12 protein-coding genes are annotated in these 19,008 nt (G+C 60.6%); 4 read left to right on the top strand and 8 right to left on the bottom strand.

Features of this window, described 5'->3' with window-relative positions:
* Positions 1-41: 41 nt before the first annotated feature.
* The 3 genes from AC07VF_RS25330 to AC07VF_RS25340 form a co-directional block, all read right to left on the bottom strand.
* A complete protein-coding gene (locus tag AC07VF_RS25330) occupies positions 42-2,060 on the bottom strand; it encodes a hypothetical protein (RefSeq protein WP_495007801.1) in 2,019 nt (672 codons plus the stop codon).
* A 59-nt stretch (positions 2,061-2,119) separates the two neighbouring features.
* The gene (locus AC07VF_RS25335; protein WP_495007802.1) at positions 2,120-3,454 is read right to left on the bottom strand and encodes a hypothetical protein; all 1,335 of its coding nucleotides are present in this window, start codon (positions 3,452-3,454) and stop codon (positions 2,120-2,122) included.
* Between the two features lie 181 nt (positions 3,455-3,635).
* A complete protein-coding gene (locus AC07VF_RS25340) occupies positions 3,636-4,598 on the bottom strand; it encodes an NAD(P)H-quinone oxidoreductase (protein WP_346625470.1) in 963 nt (320 codons plus the stop codon).
* Between the two features lie 145 nt (positions 4,599-4,743).
* Here AC07VF_RS25340 and AC07VF_RS25345 point away from each other — a divergent pair, with 145 nt between their 5' ends.
* Together AC07VF_RS25345 and AC07VF_RS25350 are read left to right on the top strand one after the other, a co-directional pair.
* The gene (locus tag AC07VF_RS25345) at positions 4,744-6,825 is read left to right on the top strand and encodes a carboxy terminal-processing peptidase (protein WP_495007803.1); all 2,082 of its coding nucleotides are present in this window, start codon (positions 4,744-4,746) and stop codon (positions 6,823-6,825) included.
* A 120-nt stretch (positions 6,826-6,945) separates the two neighbouring features.
* Positions 6,946-8,736, top strand: coding sequence for a bifunctional diguanylate cyclase/phosphodiesterase (locus tag AC07VF_RS25350; RefSeq protein ID WP_495007804.1), 1,791 nt, complete (start codon positions 6,946-6,948; stop codon positions 8,734-8,736).
* A 122-nt stretch (positions 8,737-8,858) separates the two neighbouring features.
* On the opposite strand, the gene AC07VF_RS25355 is transcribed toward AC07VF_RS25350, so the two are convergent.
* The 5 genes from AC07VF_RS25355 to AC07VF_RS25375 all read right to left on the bottom strand — a co-directional run bounded on the left by AC07VF_RS25355 (position 8,859) and on the right by AC07VF_RS25375 (position 15,386).
* A complete protein-coding gene (locus tag AC07VF_RS25355; RefSeq protein ID WP_192170934.1) occupies positions 8,859-9,233 on the bottom strand; it encodes a hypothetical protein in 375 nt (124 codons plus the stop codon).
* Positions 9,230-9,586, bottom strand: a complete 357-nt coding sequence (locus AC07VF_RS25360; protein WP_495007805.1) for a helix-turn-helix domain-containing protein — start codon at positions 9,584-9,586, stop codon at positions 9,230-9,232. The genes AC07VF_RS25355 and AC07VF_RS25360 overlap by 4 nt, the downstream gene beginning before the upstream one ends.
* A gap of 145 nt (positions 9,587-9,731) precedes the next feature.
* Positions 9,732-10,181, bottom strand: a complete 450-nt coding sequence (locus tag AC07VF_RS25365; protein WP_495007806.1) for a YkvA family protein — start codon at positions 10,179-10,181, stop codon at positions 9,732-9,734.
* Between the two features lie 417 nt (positions 10,182-10,598).
* Positions 10,599-11,387, bottom strand: a complete 789-nt coding sequence (bamJ, locus tag AC07VF_RS25370) for a BamJ family beta-barrel-assembly machinery protein (RefSeq protein WP_037013885.1) — start codon at positions 11,385-11,387, stop codon at positions 10,599-10,601.
* Between the two features lie 192 nt (positions 11,388-11,579).
* Positions 11,580-15,386, bottom strand: a complete 3,807-nt coding sequence (locus AC07VF_RS25375) for a bifunctional nitrate reductase/sulfite reductase flavoprotein subunit alpha (RefSeq protein ID WP_495007807.1) — start codon at positions 15,384-15,386, stop codon at positions 11,580-11,582.
* Between the two features lie 591 nt (positions 15,387-15,977).
* Here AC07VF_RS25375 and nirB point away from each other — a divergent pair.
* On the top strand, positions 15,978-18,539 hold the full coding sequence (gene nirB / locus AC07VF_RS25380) for a nitrite reductase large subunit NirB (protein WP_495007808.1): 2,562 nt from the start codon (positions 15,978-15,980) through the stop codon (positions 18,537-18,539).
* The gene (nirD, locus tag AC07VF_RS25385) at positions 18,536-18,913 is read left to right on the top strand and encodes a nitrite reductase small subunit NirD (protein ID WP_495007809.1); all 378 of its coding nucleotides are present in this window, start codon (positions 18,536-18,538) and stop codon (positions 18,911-18,913) included. Before nirB ends, nirD begins: the two co-directional genes overlap by 4 nt.
* Positions 18,914-19,008 lie beyond the last annotated feature (95 nt).

Below are 19,008 nucleotides of genomic sequence, written 5' to 3' on the forward strand. Positions count from 1 at the left end.
CAAACGACTCAGCAAGATGCAAATTTCAGGTTGACCCGAACTTAACAGCCGCACCCTTTCGAGGTTGCACGACGACGCGGATTGGGAGGACAAAACCCGGCCGAATTCGTCGCTGATGCCCTGATCAGCATTTCGCCTTTCATGGGCGGCTGGGTATCGGATTCATAGGTCAGCTTGATCGAACCATTGGTTCCGACCGGCTTGATGTGAGTCTCGAAGGGCCCGAATACCAGACTAAAGCCATTGATAGCCTCGGCCTCGGTGATATCTCTCTCGGTTACCAGTGCCGCGCCCACCGGGACGTTACCGACTTTGTCGGTGTAGCACTGCCAAGTGAAAGTGAGCTTTTCACCGCCCTTCAACCGCGGAGTATTCGACGGGATCTCGACGGCAACGTTTTGATCCGGACCGATGAATGAATTGCAGTTAAGAATGGGAACCCCGCCTGCAGCGGATCCGGCATCAGGAAACTCCGGATCAGCAAGCTTGATCGGCAAGGCCGCACTGACATCAACCAGGGTAGGAACGCACAGCTCAATGTTGCCAGTGTCATTCATACGTCCGACAGTGTAGAAGACCGGCACATTGGTCCCGCTTGGCAGATCCTTGATGGCGTCCCATTCGACAGTGAACGTGTACGGGTTGGTCGCGTCGACGACCGGAGCGAATTCGGCTACCGGGTTGTCTAGCGAATACCAGTACAACACCATCCTCTCCTGTGGGCCGATAGGTTGGTACAGAGCCACGGTAACTTCTACCGGCTTACCTGCGTCGTCCTCGTTAAGCACGTTATCTTCGGGCGACGCGCCGGTACCCCGCACCGTTACTTTGGGAAGGTTCGGATTTTCAGGGTTCGGGCGGTCAGGGTTTACCGGCCCGGGCACAAAAAAGTCGACATCAATGATCGCTTCGGGTGAATCGAACGTCCTGTTCCCGCGTTTGACGACATACTTGACGGAAGTAGGCAGCACGGTGGTGGCGCCGCCGTAGGCCGGCTCAAGTATCGAGTCATACGGTACGCTCAGCACTATCTTGGCCGCCGGCTGGGTGACTTCGTGGAAAATCTTGATTGCAGCAGTCCCCCAGGTCGCCTCGACCACATCGCCTTCCAAAGCGTTGGGGATATGCTCGATCTCAACGAGGGTTTCCGTACCCGAAGCAATGTCAGCCAGATTCAGAATCTTGTCATCCGAGATCCTTGGCACCGTGGGAAGGGGCAGGGGAGCCTCGGGCAGTGGATTTCTGAACAGGCCGGTGATTGTGTCATCGGCGCGCGGCCCGTGATTCCCCACTTTGTCGAGTAGCCGGTAGGACACATAGATGAACCCATCCAGCAAACCATCAAACCTATCAGCTGGAATTTTGATTTGACGGTTCTGGTCCATTGGAGCGCGATACGTTGGCTCGGTGGGACTGGTGGCAGGCATATAGACATATAGATCCACGTTATCCCCGGGTTGCTCGTCCTGATAACCCGGGATCACTACCACCACACCACCATTCGTGTTCAGATACTCTCCAGTAATACCCTCGTCTGTCACTGTCTGGTCAACGAAAGTGAGTTTGGCCGGCGATTGATTATTAGCCGGCGGCGTTTTATCGATAATGATCTGAGTAAGGTCCGACGGCGTAAGGACGCCGTTTTCACCTGTAACGGTATAACGAAGGTCGTACGTGCCCTGGATTTTGAAATTCTCCTTGGCCAACTTCAACACGATAGGAAAACTGTCCGGATCCAGAGGCCCCGGGAGCTCAATCGCGGCCTGAGCCGGTTGCCAGTCGGAGGAGTTTTGCAACTTCCATTCAAATTGCAAGAAATCAGTTTGGTCATCTTGCGCAGGGTTTGGCCAAATACCGATCGAGATGTCCATGTCCTCTTCTTGCTTATCCGCAGGAACCAAACCGGCGAACTCCGGCTCCCCCGGCCACCAGTCGGGCAACACCGGCGCGACGAGCGTGGCACGAGGCTGGCCTGCTCTCTTCTGGGTTTTCAGTTTATTGACACTGCGTTCGAGCGCATTCGCGAGAACGATGGATCGTTTGGTTGGTTTGATGCTCATGTCGTTTCTCCTTGAGTTGACTCGCGCCCACCCAGCCCGGCGCGTCCTTTGTTTCCGCGTTACTTCCCTCTACCGCCGCGCCCGATTGCCTGAAACACGCGGGCGATAAAACCCCTGACCTTGCGGCAGGCACTGCATCCGTCAGCCAACGACGCGTCAGACTGCATGGCCAACGTCGTCGGCCCGCAGATCTCGCCGCTGGGCAACTTGCGATTGATCTTCACTAGCCCCTCGTAGGACGCGCCCGACTGCCCGCCGACTTTCGTCAACCGGTAAGTGGCCAGCGCCGATCCTTCAAGGATGGGTTCGATGTGGGGAATGAAAGGCTCGACCAGAATGTCCAGATAACCGTCGGTCACGTTCTTCACGCTGACCGTTCTGGCAAATACGCCCTCGGTGCCCGCGATCGGATCGTGGCCGTTCAACGTGTGATAGCCCTGCCAATACAGTGTGATCTGGTCCTGGTACTCGAACAGGTTACGAACGAAGGTGACCCGTACCGTAATGCCATTCCAGGGCTCGTTATTGCAGTTGATGTAGCCGTAGATATCCGCTTCCGGAAAATCGGGCTCGGGGAGATCGCCCCCCGGCAGCGGCTTCAGCGCAACGGCAGCGGGCGTTTCACGGGAGAACGAGTCGGTCTCGTTGCCGGCACGGTCTCGTACTTTGTAAGTGGCGTAGAAATTGCCATCCCGGTCCGGTGCGCGCACGGCGTCGCCGGGCAGGCTGATGCGGATATCGTCCGCCTCGATCTGCGCCTGGGTCACCGTCACGCTGGCCACAACCGATGTCGTTGGCGGGTTCTCCTGTGACCAGTAAAGGTCAACGACATCGCCTTCTTTCGCGTCGAGGTACACAGGGCTCGGCAGGCGCAGCTCTACCTGATCGCCATGGCTTGCCAGGTACGCTTCGTTGATCACCCCGTCTACCAGATCATTGGGTAACAACAAGGCCAGCAACTGCTTATCGTAGCTGGGCGGGCGGGTGTCGATGGTGACGGTGCGCCGATCGGAAGGTGTAACCGCGCCAGCGTCGTTGGTGACCGTGTACCAGAGTTGGTATTGGCCATCCGGCTGCAAGTGTTTCTTGTCGAACGTGAGTAAAAAAGGGAACAGGGAAGGATCGACGGGGCCTTGAAAACTGGCGCTCGCCACCGGCAGGTTATCGGGCTCGCCGCTCCAGAAGAGTTCCAGCAGGTCGGTCTCATCATCCGACGCCGGCAGCGCCCACAGCGGCACCAGCACTTCTAGATCATTGGACTGTGTTCCCGTCGCAACGAGGCCGAGCGGATCATTCGGATCAATAATCGCCGGCACCTGGGTCGCCGCCAGATTGATCTTCGAAACGTTCCCTGTTCGCCGCATGAGCGGCTGTTTATTGCTGTCCCTGGCCATCCTGTCCTCACCTCGTCCGATGAAGCGTTCTCAGCCAGCACTCGCCGACCAAGCAACGCAACAAGGCTTTATTGAGAACCGGATGGGCCAGGCTGACTACTGTCAGAAATGACAGTTCGGGCCACCGCCGGTCGGCTGACGAGGCACGGCTATACCGAACAGCAAAAGGGCAAAAGCAGGGTCACACCAGACTGTCGTCGATCACCAGCACGACCTTGCCCGACACCTGATTGGTGGCCAGCTCCGCGTAGGCCGCTTCGGCTTCGCTGATCGGAAAGCTGCGCGCCAGTTGTGGCTTGAGCCGGCCTTCGGTGAACAGCGGCATGACGTGCTGCCCCAGATCGCTGAGCAGGTCGGCCTTGAACTGGTCGTCGCGGCTGCGCAGGGTCGAACCCAGAATATGGATGCGCTTGCCCAGCACCTGAGCGAAGTCCAGCTCGGACTTGCGCCCTCCCATCAGCCCGATTAGCACCAGACGACCGTCAACGCCGAGCACCTTCAGATTCAGCGCCGCGTAGTTGGCGCCCACCGGGTCAAGGATGACGTTGAACGGCGCGAAGTCGTTCAGCGCATCCAGGTTCTCGTTGCGCAGCACTCCGCCCTGGGCGCCGAGGGATTCGCAATACGCCAGCCGCTCCGCCGAGCCCACGGTGACCCAGACCGGGTTGCCGAACGCCTTGCACAGCTGAATGGCAGCTGAACCAACGCCACTTGCTCCGGCGTGCAGCAACACTTTTTCGCCAGGCTGGAGGCCGGCCAGCTGGAACAGATTCAGCCAGGCCGTGGCGTACACTTCAGGAATCGCCGCCGCTTCGTGCAGCGAAATCCCCTCGGGCACCGGCAGCACATGCCGCGCATCAACCACCACTTCTTCGGCCATCGCCCCGCCCGCAACCAGCGCGCACACGCGGTCGCCGACTTCCCAGGCGCAGCCCGAACCGACCTCGGCAATCACCCCGGAACATTCCATCCCGAGGATTTCCGTGACACCCGGCGGTGGCGGGTAATGCCCAGAGCGTTGCAGCAAATCGGCACGATTGAGTCCGGCGGCTGCGACCTTGATGCGGACTTGTCCTACATCCAGCGTCGGCGATGGCTCTTCAACCCATTCCACACGACCTTCAACGCCTTGCAATGCTTTCACGGTGCCTCCATAGTGAGTCTTGACTGAGCCCGATGTGCCTCACGGCCACTGGGCTTTTTGCATTATGCGACCGTGTTCTGACCGAACCGGCGACCTCCAAAGACGGCCTAATATGCGTTATCAATTGTCCCCGCGTCGAATCAGCATGAAGCATTTCTTACCCAGCACCACCCTTGCATTACTCATTGGCCTGACTGTCCTGCCAATGTCAGCCAGTTCGTTCGCCGCCAACAGCTGGGATAATCTTCAACCTGATCGCGATGAAGTCATCGCCAGTCTGAATGTCGTGGAGCTGCTCAAGCGCCACCACTACAGCAAGCCGCCGCTGGACGACAAGCGTTCGGAAATCATCTATCAGAGCTACCTGAAACTCCTTGATCCTGCGCGCAGCTACTTCCTCGCCAGCGACATCGCCGAGTTCGACAAGTGGCGTTTCCAGTTCGACGACTTCCTTAAAAGCGGCGACCTGGCCCCGGGCTTTACCATCTACAAACGTTATCTGGACCGCATCAAGTCGCGTCTGGATTTCGCCCTGGCGCAGCTGGGCAAGGGCGTCGACAAGATCGACCTGAACACCCAGGAAACCTTGCTGGTTGATCGTAAGGACGCACCTTGGGCCAAGAACGAAGCCGAACTCGACGACCTCTGGCGCAAGCGCGTCAAGGATGAGGTTCTGCGCCTGAAGATCGCCGGCAAAGACCCGGCGAAGATTCAGGAAACGCTGACCAAGCGTTACAAGAACCAACTCGCGCGTCTGGGCCAGACCCGCAGCGAGGACGTGTTCCAGGCGTACCTGAACACCTTCGCGATGTCCTACGATCCGCACACCAACTATCTGTCACCTGACAGCGCGGAAAACTTCGACATCAACATGAGCCTTTCCCTGGAAGGCATCGGCGCTGTCCTGCAGAGCGACAACGACAACGTCAAGATCGTCCGCCTGGTGCCGGCCGGCCCCGCCGCCAAGACCAAGCAAGTGGCGACCGCCGACAAGATCATCGGCGTCGCCCAGGGCGACAAAGAGATGGTCGACGTGATCGGCTGGCGTCTGGATGAAGTGGTCAAATTGATTCGCGGTCCGAAAGGCTCGGTCGTGCGTCTGGAAATCGTCCCGGCCAGCAATGCGCCAAGCGACCAGACCACCAAAATCGTGTCGATCACCCGCGAAGCCGTGAAGCTCGAAGAGCAGGCGGCGAAGAAGTCGATCCTGCACCTGAACCAGGACGGCAAGGACTACAAGCTGGGCGTCATCGAGATCCCTGCTTTCTACCTGGACTTCAAGGCCTACCGCGCCGGCGATCCCGAGTACAAGAGCACGACCCGCGACGTCAAGAAGCTGCTGACCGAATTGCAGTCGGAGAAAGTCGACGGCGTGGTCATCGACCTGCGTAACAACGGCGGTGGTTCGCTGCAGGAAGCCACCGAGCTGACCAGTCTGTTCATCGACAAAGGCCCGACCGTTCTGGTGCGTAACGCCGACGGCAAGGTCGATGTGCTGGAAGACGAAAACAGCGGCGCGTTCTACAAAGGCCCGATGGCGTTGCTGGTCAACCGCCTCTCTGCCTCGGCTTCGGAGATTTTCGCCGGCGCCATGCAGGATTATCACCGCGCGCTGATCATCGGCGGCCAGACCTTCGGCAAAGGTACCGTGCAGACCATTCAGCCGCTGAACCATGGCGAACTGAAGCTGACGCTGGCGAAGTTCTACCGGGTCTCCGGCCAGAGCACCCAGCACCAGGGCGTACTGCCTGACATCGCCTACCCGTCGATCATCGACACCAAGGAAATCGGCGAAAGCGCGCTGCCTGAAGCCATGACCTACGACACCATCAAGCCGGCGATCAAGCCTGCGGTGGACCCGTTCAAACCGTTCCTTGCTCAGCTGCAATCGCGCCATGACGTGCGTTCGGCCAAAGACGCCGAGTTTGTCTTCATCGAAGAAAAACTCGCGCTGGCGAAGAAGCTGATGAGCGAAAAAACCGTCAGCCTCAATGAAGCCGAACGCCGCAAGCAACACGCCGACATCGAGAGCCAGCAGCTGGCGATGGAGAACGTACGTCGCAAGGCCAAAGGCGAAGAGCCGCTGAAGGAGCTGAAGAAAGAAGACGAAGACGCGCTGCCATCAGACGACGACAAGACCAAACCCGAGGATGACGCTTATCTGGCTGAAACCGGGCGCATCTTGCTCGATTATCTGGGTTTGAGCGGCTCGGTGGCGAAAAAGTAAAACACCATGAAACGTGACGAAATGATGGCAAATCGTCATCAAACAGTCATGAAGCTGTCGTGAAATAGCGGGGCTCGACGCCACAGGCGTCCAGCCCCTTTTTCTTGCCCCGAGATTGCCATGACCGTGACTGAACAGCTGAGCGCTCTGAGTTCGATCCTGACTCACAGCGACTTGCACAGCCTGTTCCAACCGATTGTGTCGCTATCGGATCGGCGCATTCTCGGCTACGAAGCCCTGACTCGCGGCCCTTCCAACAGCGCGCTGCACTCCCCTCTCAGTCTGTTTGCCGTGGCCCGCCAGGCCGGGCGCCTGAGCGAACTGGAACTGGCCTGCCGCGAGTCGGCCTGCCGGCGCTTCAGCCAGCAGCAGCTGGAGGGCAAGCTGTTTCTCAATATCTCGCCGGAGTCCCTGCTGGAAGCGTCGCACCCGCCGGGCCGGACCTTGCAGCTGTTGCAGCGCTACGGAATCCCGCCGAGCCGCGTGGTCATCGAGCTGACCGAGCAGACGCCGACGGATGACTTCGGCCTGTTGTACAACGCGCTCTATCACTACCGCGACATGGGTTTTTCCATCGCCCTCGATGATCTGGGCGCGGGGTATTCAAGCCTGCGGCTGTGGTCCGAGTTGCGGCCGGATTACGTGAAGATCGACCGGCATTTCATCGACGGTATTCATCAGGACGCGGTCAAGCGCGAGTTCGTCGGCTCGATGCTGCAGATGGCCAAGGCGTCGCGGGCGCTGGTGATCGCTGAAGGCATCGAGTTGCAGGAAGAGCTGGCGGTCTTGATCGACATGGGCGTCGAGCTGGTTCAGGGCTATTTGCTGTGCCGGCCACAGGAGTTTCCGCCCCGTGACGCCCGTGCGCTGCTGCCGAAAATCGACCCTGCCGCCGCGACTTTTGTTGAGGAAACCAGCGACCTCAGCGCCCTGCTCAACGAGCAGCCGGCAGTGGTGCAGACCACGCCCACGGCGACCGTGCTCGAAGCATTCCGCAAGCAGGCCAATCTCAACTCGCTGGCAGTGCTGGATGAGCAGCATCAGCCGATCGGCATCGTCCACCGTCACTCGCTGTCGGACGTGCTGCTCAAGCCCTTCGCCACCGAACTGTATGCGCGTAAGCCCATTAGTCGTCTGATGAGCGACGACTTTCTGGCCGTCGAGCTGAGCCAGTCGCTGCAGCAGGTGAGCCGACTCATCACCAGCCGCGCGCGGCAACGCATCGAAGAAGATTTCATCATCATGCAGAACGGCGCCTACCTTGGGCTGGGCCGGGTCATCGATGTACTGAAACTGATTACGGAACTGAAGATCCAGCAGGCGCGCTACGCGAATCCGCTGACCCTGCTGCCAGGCAATGTACCGATCCAGCAGTGCCTGACCCGGCTGTTGCAGCAGGGTCGCGAGTCGATGATCTGCTACGTGGACATCGACAGCTTCAAACCCTTCAACGACATCTATGGCTACGGGCGCGGCGACGAGGTTCTGCTGTGTCTGGCGCAATGCCTCAACGACCGGATTGACCCGAGTCGCGACTTCGTCGGCCACATCGGCGGCGATGATTTCCTGTTGGTGCTGGGCTCGGACGACTGGCGCAAACGCCTGAACATGCTGCTGGAGGATTTCCAGAACCAGTGCCGACGCTTCTACCGTGCCGAGCACCTGGAGGCGGGCTGCTTCGTGGCGCTCAACCGGCAAGGCCACCGTCAGGAATTTCCGCTGCTGTCGCTGTCCATCGGCGTTGTGCATCTGCATCCGGAAGTCTGCACCACGCTGGACGCCAGCCAGCTTGCTGAACTGGCTTCCCAGGCCAAACACCACGCCAAAGACGTAATCGGCGCGAGTTTGCATGTGATCGATACGCTGGAGGCGGAGGTGATGGCGACGTTGAATCAGGCGGTATTGGGGTGAGATGCCGGCATTACAGGATGGGTTTGGGGGCAATCTCGAATCCCGGGTTCGACACTGATCCTGTGGGAGCGAGCTTGCTCGCGAAGGCGATAGCCCGGCGAACCGGGAATCAGACGCCTGCTCTACTCCGGCTTCACCGGCTGCGGGTACTCGAACTCAAACACTCGGGCCACTTCCGAGGCGTGCCAGGAGGCAGCGGCGACGCCGTCCGAAGGGCCTGAGAATCGGCCCAAACGCTCGACGCATTCAAAGAACCCGGTGCGGGGCAGTCGGCTGGCGCCCTGACTGATCACCAACGAACTGCGCAACGGCTGCTCGGCGCGGGCGTCGAGGGCGGCGAGGTGTTCGAGGGCAGCGGTCAGGGTTTGCATGGCGGGTGTAGGTAACTGCAAGCGCTCCAGCAACGCGCGATAGGTCACCAGATGACGCTGGCGACGGGCAAGGTCCAGTTCGGCGAGCAATCCGTCCCAATGCTGGCGGCTGATGCGCACGCTCATGCCTCACCCCGCCAGCCCGCAACACCCAGCTCCCACGCCAGACTCCGGCGAATGGCCGCGTCCGGCTCACGGGCGCCGCTTTCAATCAGGTCCAGGTAAGAGGGGCTGATGCCGACCGTGCGCGCCAGTTGCGCCACTTCCAGGCCCTTCGCTTGGCGTAATGCACCCAGCTGATCGAATGAAGGAAGATCAGTTGCGCAGGAGGGCTGGCCGCCAGAGGCCTCAGTATGAGCCGCCGCCACGGACGCAGGCATGGTTGCAACACCCGCGGCACGCAACAGGGCCTGATACTGCGCCCATGGCAGCACCGCATATTCCGGCTCTCCATCGCGCGAGATAACCTGAAGATCCATACCACCCCCCTCTGTAGGACAAACCACGCCTTTACGTAGTCTTTTTCTAAGTATGGCGGCATCTTACCAGCGGTGGGAGACGACTGGCGTATGCGGAGTCAATGGATCGCGGACGGCGCGAGTAATCACCCATTCAAAGCCGCCTTCAAATCTTCTTCTCGTGCTCAAGCAACACAGGCGTCGCCGGCAGACGCTCAACCACCGCGAGCTTTTCGGGGTTCTGCAATTCGCGCCAGGCACGGAACGCACTGAGCTCGGCCTCGAGGTGTTTCATCACCCACGCCAGCACGGCGATGTCGTCCAGCATCCCCAGACCCGGAATCCAGTCAGGAATCGCATCCAGAGGACTGAGGAAATACATCAGGCCGGCCACGGTCGAAAGAATCGCCTTACCGCTGATGGCGCGATATTCCCCGCGCCAGTAGGCCAGGCACAACGCCTGAAGCAGTTTCAAATCGTCTTTGATCTTGCCCAGCCGACCGCCCTCACTGGCCGTTTTGCCGGCAACGGCAAACAGCAATGCAGGCAGGCGACCTGCCGCCATCAAGCGCTTGGCCATGGGCAGATAACGAATGAGATTCCAGGGTGCTTTCATATCTACTCCACGATTACCGATAAAAATCGACTTGCTGGCTTACTGCGTGTGTCGCGGCAGCCTACCGACGCGTACGCCGATTCCGCGCCTGAAGGTTATCCACACAAATTGTGGATAACCTTGTGAACAGACCCGTTTTTCGGGGCCGGAACGCCCGTTCTAATGGGTCCGCAGTTAAATCGCGCGTTTTTTACACACATAAAAACCCGCAAAAAACCGTTGACTCTCCGGGCCTGCGGCGCTAGCCAAAGCCCAACGAACAACGCGCAGCCTCCGACAAATCCCGGCTTAACGCCCGTTGACTGACCGACATGGGACTCTGCCCGCTCAAGCCGGTTCGATCAAATCGGCCCGGAAATGAAAATGCCCCGTCGAGACGGGGCATTTCTTTCAAGCGGTAATCGGTCTTTCGAACGATTACTTCTTGGCGGCTGGCTTGGCCGGTTCAGCGGCCGGGGCAGCCTCTTCTTCTTCATCAGCGCCGGCAGCAGCATCATTGGCGCCTGCAGCTGCAGGGTCCTTGATGCCCAGCAGTTCCAGGTCGAAGACCAGAACCGAGTTTGCCGGGATGGTTGGGCTAGGGCTTTGTGCGCCGTAGGCCAATTCGCTAGGGATGTAGAGTTTGACCTTCTCGCCAACGTGCATCAGCTGCAGACCTTCGACCCAACCCGGGATCACGCCGCTCACCGGCAGATCGATCGGGCTGCCGCGTTCAACGGAGCTGTCGAACACTTTGCCGTCAGTCAGCTTGCCTTCGTAGTGAACGGTCACGACATCAGTCGGCTTCGGTACTGGACCGTCGGCTTTCTTGATGATTTCGTACTGCAGGCCGGAAGCAGTGGTGGTGACTTCCTTGCGCTTGCCGTTTTCTTCGAGGAACTTCTTGCCGGCGGCTGCCGACTCTTCGCTCATCTTGGCCATGCGCTCTTCAGCGCGCTTTTGCAGGTCGCCAAACGCTGCAACCAACTCTTCGTCTTTGAGCTTCTGCTCTTTCTTGCCAACGGCGTCTTCGATACCCAGCGCAACCGCTTTGGAATCCAGATCGTCCATGCCTTCCTGAGCCAGGCTTTTGCCCATGTTCAGGCCGATACCGTAAGAGGCTTTCTGGGCCGGGGTTTTCAGCTCAACGGTGCTGGCTTGCTTGTCACAGCCCGCGAGTACCAGACCGACCAGGGCAATCGCCGCTGCCAACCGATGCTGTTTCATTCTGTTTCCTTGTTCATGCGCCAATAGGGCAAACGAGTAAAGCCGCGAGCTTATCAGGCTGCCGCGATCAATGGCTACCGGCATGAGAGGGAGAAAAGGCAGATAAGTTCAGGTATCCAAAGGTTTTCTTGTTTGATCGAGAAATCCGTTCAGTTGGGGTTCAGCGGCCAGCCACAGGGTGAGCGAACGCGGCTAATACACGTCCCGCACGTAGCGCTTTTGCTCAGTCAGACAGCGCAACTGTTCGGCGGCTTTTTCCAGGCTCATGCCGCCTTGCTCGCTGATCACACGACGCAGCGCCTGATCGACATCCCGCGCCATCCGCGAGGCATCGCCGCAGATATACAGGTGCGCGCCCTCCTCCAGCCAGCGCCAGAGTTCGGCGCCCTGTTCCTGTATGCGCTGCTGGACGTAGATCTTCTCTGCCTGATCCCGGGAAAACGCCAGGCTCAGCCGGGTCAGCAGGCCGTCCTGCCGCATGCCTTGCAGCTCATCGCGGTAGTAAAAGTCGGTGGCCTGATGCTGCTCGCCGAAGAACAGCCAGTTACGGCCCCGATCGCCCCGGGCGCGCCGCTCCTGCAGAAACGCCCGAAACGGCGCCACCCCGGTGCCCGGGCCGATCATGATCATCGGCACATCGCCATCGAGGGGCGGGCGAAAATGCCGCGTGGGTTGCAGGAAAATGGGCACCTCGCACTCCCCCGCCCGATCGGCCAGGAAGGTCGATGAAACGCCTTTGCGCGGGCCGTAGCGCACGGCGGAAACCGTCAGGTGAACTTCATCGGGATGCGCCTTGGCGCTCGACGCGATGGAATAAAGCCGTGGCTGCAGCGGTTTGAGGTGGTCAAGCCACTCCTCCGCAGAGCAGGCAATCGGGAACTCGCGCAACACGTCGGCCAACTGCCGGCCCCACAGCCAGTCCTTCAGCTCGCTCTTGAACGGCTCGGTCAGGAGTGTTTTCAGGTCATTGCTGCCGTTGCGCTCGGCGATGAATGCCAGGGTGTCCGCGCTCGGTCGTGCTATCTCGAATTGCTCGGCCAGCGCCTGACGCAGCGGCACGTCGGTCGTCTTCACGCCACGCACCGATTGCTCGGCGTTCAGTCCCGTGAGCTTGATCAATTCATCGACTAGCTCGGGGCAATTGCGCGGCCAGACCCCCAAGGCGTCGCCGGCTTCATAGGTCATGCCCGAGCCTTCCAGGGTCAGCGCCAGTTGCCGCGTGTCCTTCGCGGCACCGCCTGCGTTCAGACGCCGGTTGAGGGACAAACGCGCGTGATGGGGCTGCGTCCGTGACGGTTGATTCCCAAAAACCGGTGCGTTGTCGACGATTGAAGGAATAGGAAGATTCAGCGACAGCGCCTGCTGCAGTCCGGTGAACCAGTTGTCTGCGTGGAGCTGGTATTCGCCGTCGCATTCGACTCTGGCGATCAGCGATGAAGCGCCCAACTCTTGCAGGCGCTGGTCAAGGTTCTTGCCGTGCTGGCAAAAGCGGTCGTAACTCGAGTCACCCAGCGCCAGAACGGCGTAGCGCAGCGATTCCAGACGCTCTTGCCGGGCAGCCAGTGACTGCCAGAATCGTTGCCCGTTGTCGGGGGATTCGCCGTCGCCGAAGGTGCTGCTGATCAGCGCGACGTTCTGCAGCTGGTCCAGACGTTCTGAAGGAAAACTGTCCATGGCGGACACCTGAACCGGTACGCCGGCAGCCTTCAAATGGTCGCCAAATTGCCGGGCCAGCCGTTCGGCATTTCCGGTCTGAGATGCCCAAAGCAGTGTCAACAGCGGCGCATATTCGGGTGCTGTTTGCGTCTCGGTATCGGCCTGGGGCAAATCGAGGAAGCGATGCCCGATCAACTCGACTTTGCGCAAAGCGACCGCACAGCACTTGAATTCGGGCTGCCGGGAGATCGGGTCAACGGCGTCGTTGGTTACCGCGTTGATCGCCAGTTTGTCGCCATACACGTCGTTCCAGTGAAAGGGCGCGAAGCAGTTGCCCTGCAGCACACGGTCGCTGATCAGCGCAGGCAACACCGCCAGCCCTCGCGCGGAACGGATCTCGACGCCATCGCCTTCGCGGATGCCCAGCGCAAGGGCATCGTCGGGGTGCAGCTCGACGAACGGCCGCGCGTTCAGCGCGTTCAATGTCGGCACTTTCCCGGTCTTGGTGAGCGTGTGCCATTGGTGTTGCAGGCGGCCGGTGTTGAGCACCATCGGAAATGCATCGTTGGGCAGTTCAGCCGGCGCCATGTGCGGGCGTGAGAAAAATACCGCCTTGCCGTGTGCGGTGGGAAAGACAATCGCCGGGCGTGTCGTCAGTCCTTCTTCAACCGGGCTCGCGCCGCTGTCGCTCAGGTAACGGATCGGGTTGCGTGTGTGCTCGTCGGCTGGGGCGCACGGCCACTGCACAGGTTGATTCCGCAGCCGCGCATAGCTGGCGCCGCGAATGTCGTAGCCCGTGACCGGATTCCACGCCTGTTTGATTTCTTCGAACACCTCCTCCGCAGAGGCGTAACTGAAGGCGTCGGCGAAGCCCATTTCACAGGCGACCCTGGCGATGATCTGCCAGTCCGGCAACGCTTGCCCCGGCGCATCGACGGCTTGTTGCGTCAGGTTGAGGGTGCGTTCGGAGTTGATCATCACCCCTTCCGCCTCGGCCCAGAGCGCGCCCGGCAACAGGATGTCGGCGTAGCGATTGGTTTCGGTGTCGAGGAAGGCGTCCTGGGTGATGACCAGTTCGGCAGTCTTCAGGGCGTCGATGACCGAAGTGCGGTTGGCGACACTGGCCACCGGGTTGGTGCAGATGATCCAGCAGGCCTTGATCACGTCGTCGCGCATCTGTTCGAACAGGTCGATGGTGCCGCCGCCGGGCTGATGCGGGATGCTGCCGTGCGGGATGTTCCAGAGGTCTTCGATGAAGCGGCGGTCGGCGTCCACCAACACCGAGCGCTGTCCGGGAAGTCCGGGGCCCATGTAGCCCATTTCCCTTCCGCCCATGGCATTCGGCTGGCCTGTCAGGGAAAACGGACCACTGCCGGGCCGACAAATTGCCCCGGTCGCCAGATGCAAGTTGCACAGCGCGTTGGTGTTCCAGGTGCCGTGGGTGCTCTGGTTCAGGCCCATGGTCCAGCAGCTCATCCACTCGGGCGCCGCGCCGATCATCCGCGCGGCCTGACGGATGTCGGTTTCGGCCAGGCCGGTGACCTGCGCGACGTAAGCCGGCGTGTACTCGGCGAGGAACTCGGGCATGACGTCCCAGCCCTGGGTGAACGAGGCGATGAAATCGGCGTCGGTGTCGCCGTTCTCCACCAGCAAGTGCAACAGGCCATTGAGCAGCGCGAGGTCAGTACCCGGTTTGATTTGCAGGAACAGCCCGGCCTTGTCGGCGGTGGCGCTGCGCCGGGGATCGACAACGATCAGCTTCGCCCCGGCCTTCACCCGGTCCATCATGCGCAGGAACAGGATCGGGTGACAGTCAGCCATGTTGGCGCCAATCACCAAAAACAGGTCGGCTTTGTCAAAGTCATCGTAAGAGCCCGGAGGCCCGTCCGCGCCCAATGAAAGCTTGTAGCCACTGCCGGCGCTGGCCATGCACAGCCGCGAGTTGGACTCGATATTGGCCGTGCCCACGAAGCCCTTGGCGAGTTTGTTGGCCAGGTATTGCGCCTCCAGAGACATCTGCCCGGAGACGTAAAACGCCAGTGCGCCGGGCCCTTCGCGATCCAGAATCCCACGCAAGCGCCGGGCGGTTTCGCTGATCGCGGCGTCCATTTCCGCGCGCACCGGCTCGTGGCTGCGCTGATGGCGGATGTACGCCGACTCCATCCGCCCGGACTCGGCAATCGCCTGGCCACAGGTGGTGCCTTTGGTGCACAGGCGGCCGAAATTGCTCGGGTGGGTCTTGTCGCCAACCACCTTGATGACCCGGTTGTCCTCGACCTGCATGACGATGCCGCAGCCGACGCCGCAATAAGGACACACGCTCTTTACGCTGTTGCTCGCCATATTCCGTTTCCTGAAAGCAAAAAAAGACGCCCTGTTCTCAGCCGTTGAAAAACGGAGAGCACACGGCGCCTTTGTCGTGAATATGGCAATCGGCGTTGATTGCCTGTGGGCACGGTGTTGCAAACGGCAGGCCAGCGTGGCCGAGGGACGTGCAGCGGAGGTTTCCAGTGGATTTTGCTGATGTGATGAATGGACGCTGAGCTTCACGGTGGGGCACACGAGGGTAAATCGCACCCTTTTCGAGCCGGAACCGTCTGCTCTCGAGGGTGATGAGATCGGCTTACGATTCACGCTTCTGCCCGTCAAACGTACGCGTCTGGCCGGAACGAAACGGGTCAACGCCTTGATATTCCCTGCTGGCACAGCCATTGCTACGTCCCTTATCAAGTCCAGCCTGAACACGCGGTTGGCAGCCCTGGCCGGTCAACGCGGACCGCCAGCCGTCCACGGCGTCGGGCTCACCAGGTTGACGTCGACACTGTGGTCGCGCGGCAATCCATAAAGAACAGGCAAAGGCGCCTGGAACCGAGAGGTTCCGGGCGCCTTTTTTTTGCTTTCGAAAAACCTGATTGGCCTTGGCCGGGACTCGATATGACCACCACAGTCGCCCCACTCAACGACGTCCAAACCCTGATCGTCATCGGCAACGGCATGGTGGGTCACCACTGCGTCGAGCAGTTGATCGCCGCCGGCGCCCTTGAGCGCTACCGCATTCATGTGTTCGGTGAGGAAGGCCAGCGCGCATACGACCGCGTGCACCTGTCCGAATACTTTGGCGGTCGCGACGCCGAGTCACTGGCGATGAGCGCAGCTTCTTTATATGAGCAGACCGGGCTTGCGCTGCACCTGGGCGTGCCGGTGCTGGAAATCGACCGGGCGCGGCGCGAAGTGATCACCGCCAAGGGCAGCTTTGGTTACGACAAGCTGGTGCTGGCGACGGGTTCGTATCCTTTCGTGCCGCCCATCGAAGGTGCTGAAGGCAACTCGCGACTGGTCTACCGCACGCTGGACGACCTCGACACCATCCGCGCCGCGGCGAGTCAGGCGAAACGCGGTGTGGTGGTCGGCGGTGGGCTGTTGGGACTGGAAGCGGCCAACGCGCTGAAGTCGCTGGGTCTGGAAGCCCACGTGGTTGAATTTGCGCCACGCTTGATGCCGGTGCAGCTGGATGACCACGGCGGCGCCGCCCTGAAGGCGCGCATCGAAGCACTGGGCGTGGGCGTGCATCTGTCTCGCGCGACGCAATCCATCAGCGCGGGTGAGGAATACCGCTACCGGATGAATTTCGCCGGCGATGAATTCCTCGAAACCGACCTGATCGTCTTCTCCGCCGGCATACGCCCCCAAGACGCCCTCGCCCGCCACTGTGAGCTGGCGCTGGGCCCGCGCGGCGGCATCGCCATCGACGAACATTGCCGCACCAGCGACACCGACATTTTCGCCATCGGGGAGTGCGCTGCCTGGAACGGCAGCGTCTTTGGCCTCGTCGCGCCGGGTTATCAAATGGCGCGCAACGTCGCCGCTCAGTTGTGCGATCTGAACGCCGAGCCGTTCTTCGGCGCGGACATGTCGACCAAACTCAAACTGCTCGGCGTCGATGTCGGCTCCATCGGCGATGCCCATGGTGCGTTGGCGGGTGCGCGCAGTTACCGGTTTATCGACGAGGCCAGCGGCAGTTATCGCCGTCTGGTGGTGTCGGCCGATGGCAAAAAAGTCCTCGGCGCCGTGCTGGTGGGCGACAACAGTTATTACGACACCCTGCTGCAATACGCGCAGAACGGCATCAAGCTGCCCGCCGATCCATCGAGCCTGATCCTGCCCCACAGCGACGGTGCGCCGACGTTGGGTGCCGATGCCCTGCCCGCCACGGCGACTATTTGTTCGTGCCACAACGTCAGCAAAGCCTCAATTTGCTCGGCCATCGACGGCGGTTGCACCGACCTCGCCGGGCTCAAGGCTTGCACCAAAGCAGCCACCGGGTGCGGCGGCTGTACGGCGCTGCTGAAAAGCGTGTTCGAGCACGAACTCATTGCCCGCGGCGTGGCCGTCGATAAAAGTCTGTGCGAGCACTTCGCCTTTACCCGGCAGGAGCTGTACGCCTTCGCCCGCGTGGAAAACATTGAAAGCTTCGACGAGATGCTTGCCCGCCACGGCAAAGGCCATCTGGGTTGCGACATCTGCAAACCCACCGTCGGCTCGATTCTCGCCTCGTGCTGGAACCGGCCGATCATGGACCCGTCACTGGTGCCCCTGCAGGACACCAACGATACGTTCATGGCCAATATGCAGAAGAACGGCACGTATTCGGTGGTGCCGCGCATCCCGGCGGGCGAGATCACTGCGGACGGCCTGATCGCCATCGGCGCGGTCGCGAAGAAATACGACCTGTACACCAAGATCACCGGCGGCCAGCGCATCGACCTGTTTGGCGCGCAGCTGCATGAGCTGCCGGACATCTGGGCCGAGCTTATCGCCGCCGGCTTCGAGACCGGTCATGCCTACGGCAAATCGACGCGGACGGTGAAATCCTGCGTCGGCAGCACCTGGTGCCGTTACGGCGTTCAGGACAGCGTGCAAATGGCGCTCAACATCGAGGACCGCTACAAAGGCCTGCGCTCGCCGCACAAGCTGAAATTCGCGGTGTCCGGCTGCACCCGTGAATGCGCCGAAGCACAGAGCAAGGACATCGGCGTGATCGCCACGGAGAACGGCTGGAACCTGTACGTGTGCGGCAATGGCGGCATGCGCCCGCGCCACGCCGAGCTGTTCGCCACCGATCTGGACGACGAGACACTGATTCGTTACATCGACCGCGTGCTGATGTTTTACATCCGCACCGCTGACAAGTTGCAGCGGACCTCGGTCTGGCGCGAGTCCCTGGAAGGCGGGCTGGATTTTCTGAAAGCGGTGGTGATCGACGACAGCCTGGGGCTCGCCGCCGAGCTGGAGGCGCAGATGCAGTTGGTGGTCGACCGTTACGAGTGTGAATGGGCGAACGCGCTGAAGAGCCCGGAGAAACTCAAGCGCTTCCGCACGTTCGTCAATGACAAAGGCGCCGACCCGGACATTCATTTCGTCAAGGAGCGCAGCCAGCGTCGTCCGGCGCGCGCTGAAGAGTTGAATCTGATTGCCGCAGTGGAGGTTGCACGATGAGCCAGGCCAATGCAGCAGTGATGGAGTTGCCGAAAACTCAGATGTGGCGCGCGGTCTGTACGCGTGAGGATCTGGTGCTGAATTCCGGTGTGGTGGCGCTGGTGGGCACTGCGCAGGTGGCGCTGTTTTATGTGGCGTCTGTCGGCGGCGCGCCGCATTTGTTTGCGGTGGACAATCGCGATCCGGTCACGGGGGTGAATGTGATTGGGCGGGGGTTGGTTGGCAGTCTGGGCGGGGATCTTGTGATCGCTTCGCCTTTATATAAGCAGCATTACCGACTCAAGGACGGTACGTGTCTGGAGGATGCGGCGTTGCGATTGCGGACCTGGCCGGTGCGGCTGGTGGGGGATGTGGTGGAGATAGATGTGGGGTGAGGCGTTGCTTAGTCCGCGAAGATCAAGAGCGTCTGCCTGGGGGCAGACTGTTTCGCCTTCGGCGAGTTACTTGATAAAGCCCCAAGTAACCAAGG

This window comes from Pseudomonas sp. GW821-FHT02H06 (assembly GCF_059421525.1).

Bases quoted from the DNA above. Each gene is read 5' to 3' on its own strand.
- AC07VF_RS25330 (WP_495007801.1), bottom strand. From the start codon at position 2,060: ATGAGCATCAAACCAACCAAACGATCCATCGTTCTCGCGAATGCGCTC.
- AC07VF_RS25335 (WP_495007802.1), bottom strand. From the start codon at position 3,454: ATGGCCAGGGACAGCAATAAACAGCCGCTCATGCGGCGAACAGGGAAC.
- AC07VF_RS25345 (WP_495007803.1), top strand. From the start codon at position 4,744: ATGAAGCATTTCTTACCCAGCACCACCCTTGCATTACTCATTGGCCTG.
- AC07VF_RS25350 (WP_495007804.1), top strand. From the start codon at position 6,946: ATGACCGTGACTGAACAGCTGAGCGCTCTGAGTTCGATCCTGACTCAC.
- AC07VF_RS25355 (WP_192170934.1), bottom strand. From the start codon at position 9,233: ATGAGCGTGCGCATCAGCCGCCAGCATTGGGACGGATTGCTCGCCGAA.
- AC07VF_RS25360 (WP_495007805.1), bottom strand. From the start codon at position 9,586: ATGGATCTTCAGGTTATCTCGCGCGATGGAGAGCCGGAATATGCGGTG.
- AC07VF_RS25365 (WP_495007806.1), bottom strand. From the start codon at position 10,181: ATGAAAGCACCCTGGAATCTCATTCGTTATCTGCCCATGGCCAAGCGC.
- bamJ (WP_037013885.1), bottom strand. From the start codon at position 11,387: ATGAAACAGCATCGGTTGGCAGCGGCGATTGCCCTGGTCGGTCTGGTA.
- AC07VF_RS25375 (WP_495007807.1), bottom strand. From the start codon at position 15,386: ATGGCGAGCAACAGCGTAAAGAGCGTGTGTCCTTATTGCGGCGTCGGC.
- nirB (WP_495007808.1), top strand. From the start codon at position 15,978: ATGACCACCACAGTCGCCCCACTCAACGACGTCCAAACCCTGATCGTC.
- nirD (WP_495007809.1), top strand. From the start codon at position 18,536: ATGAGCCAGGCCAATGCAGCAGTGATGGAGTTGCCGAAAACTCAGATG.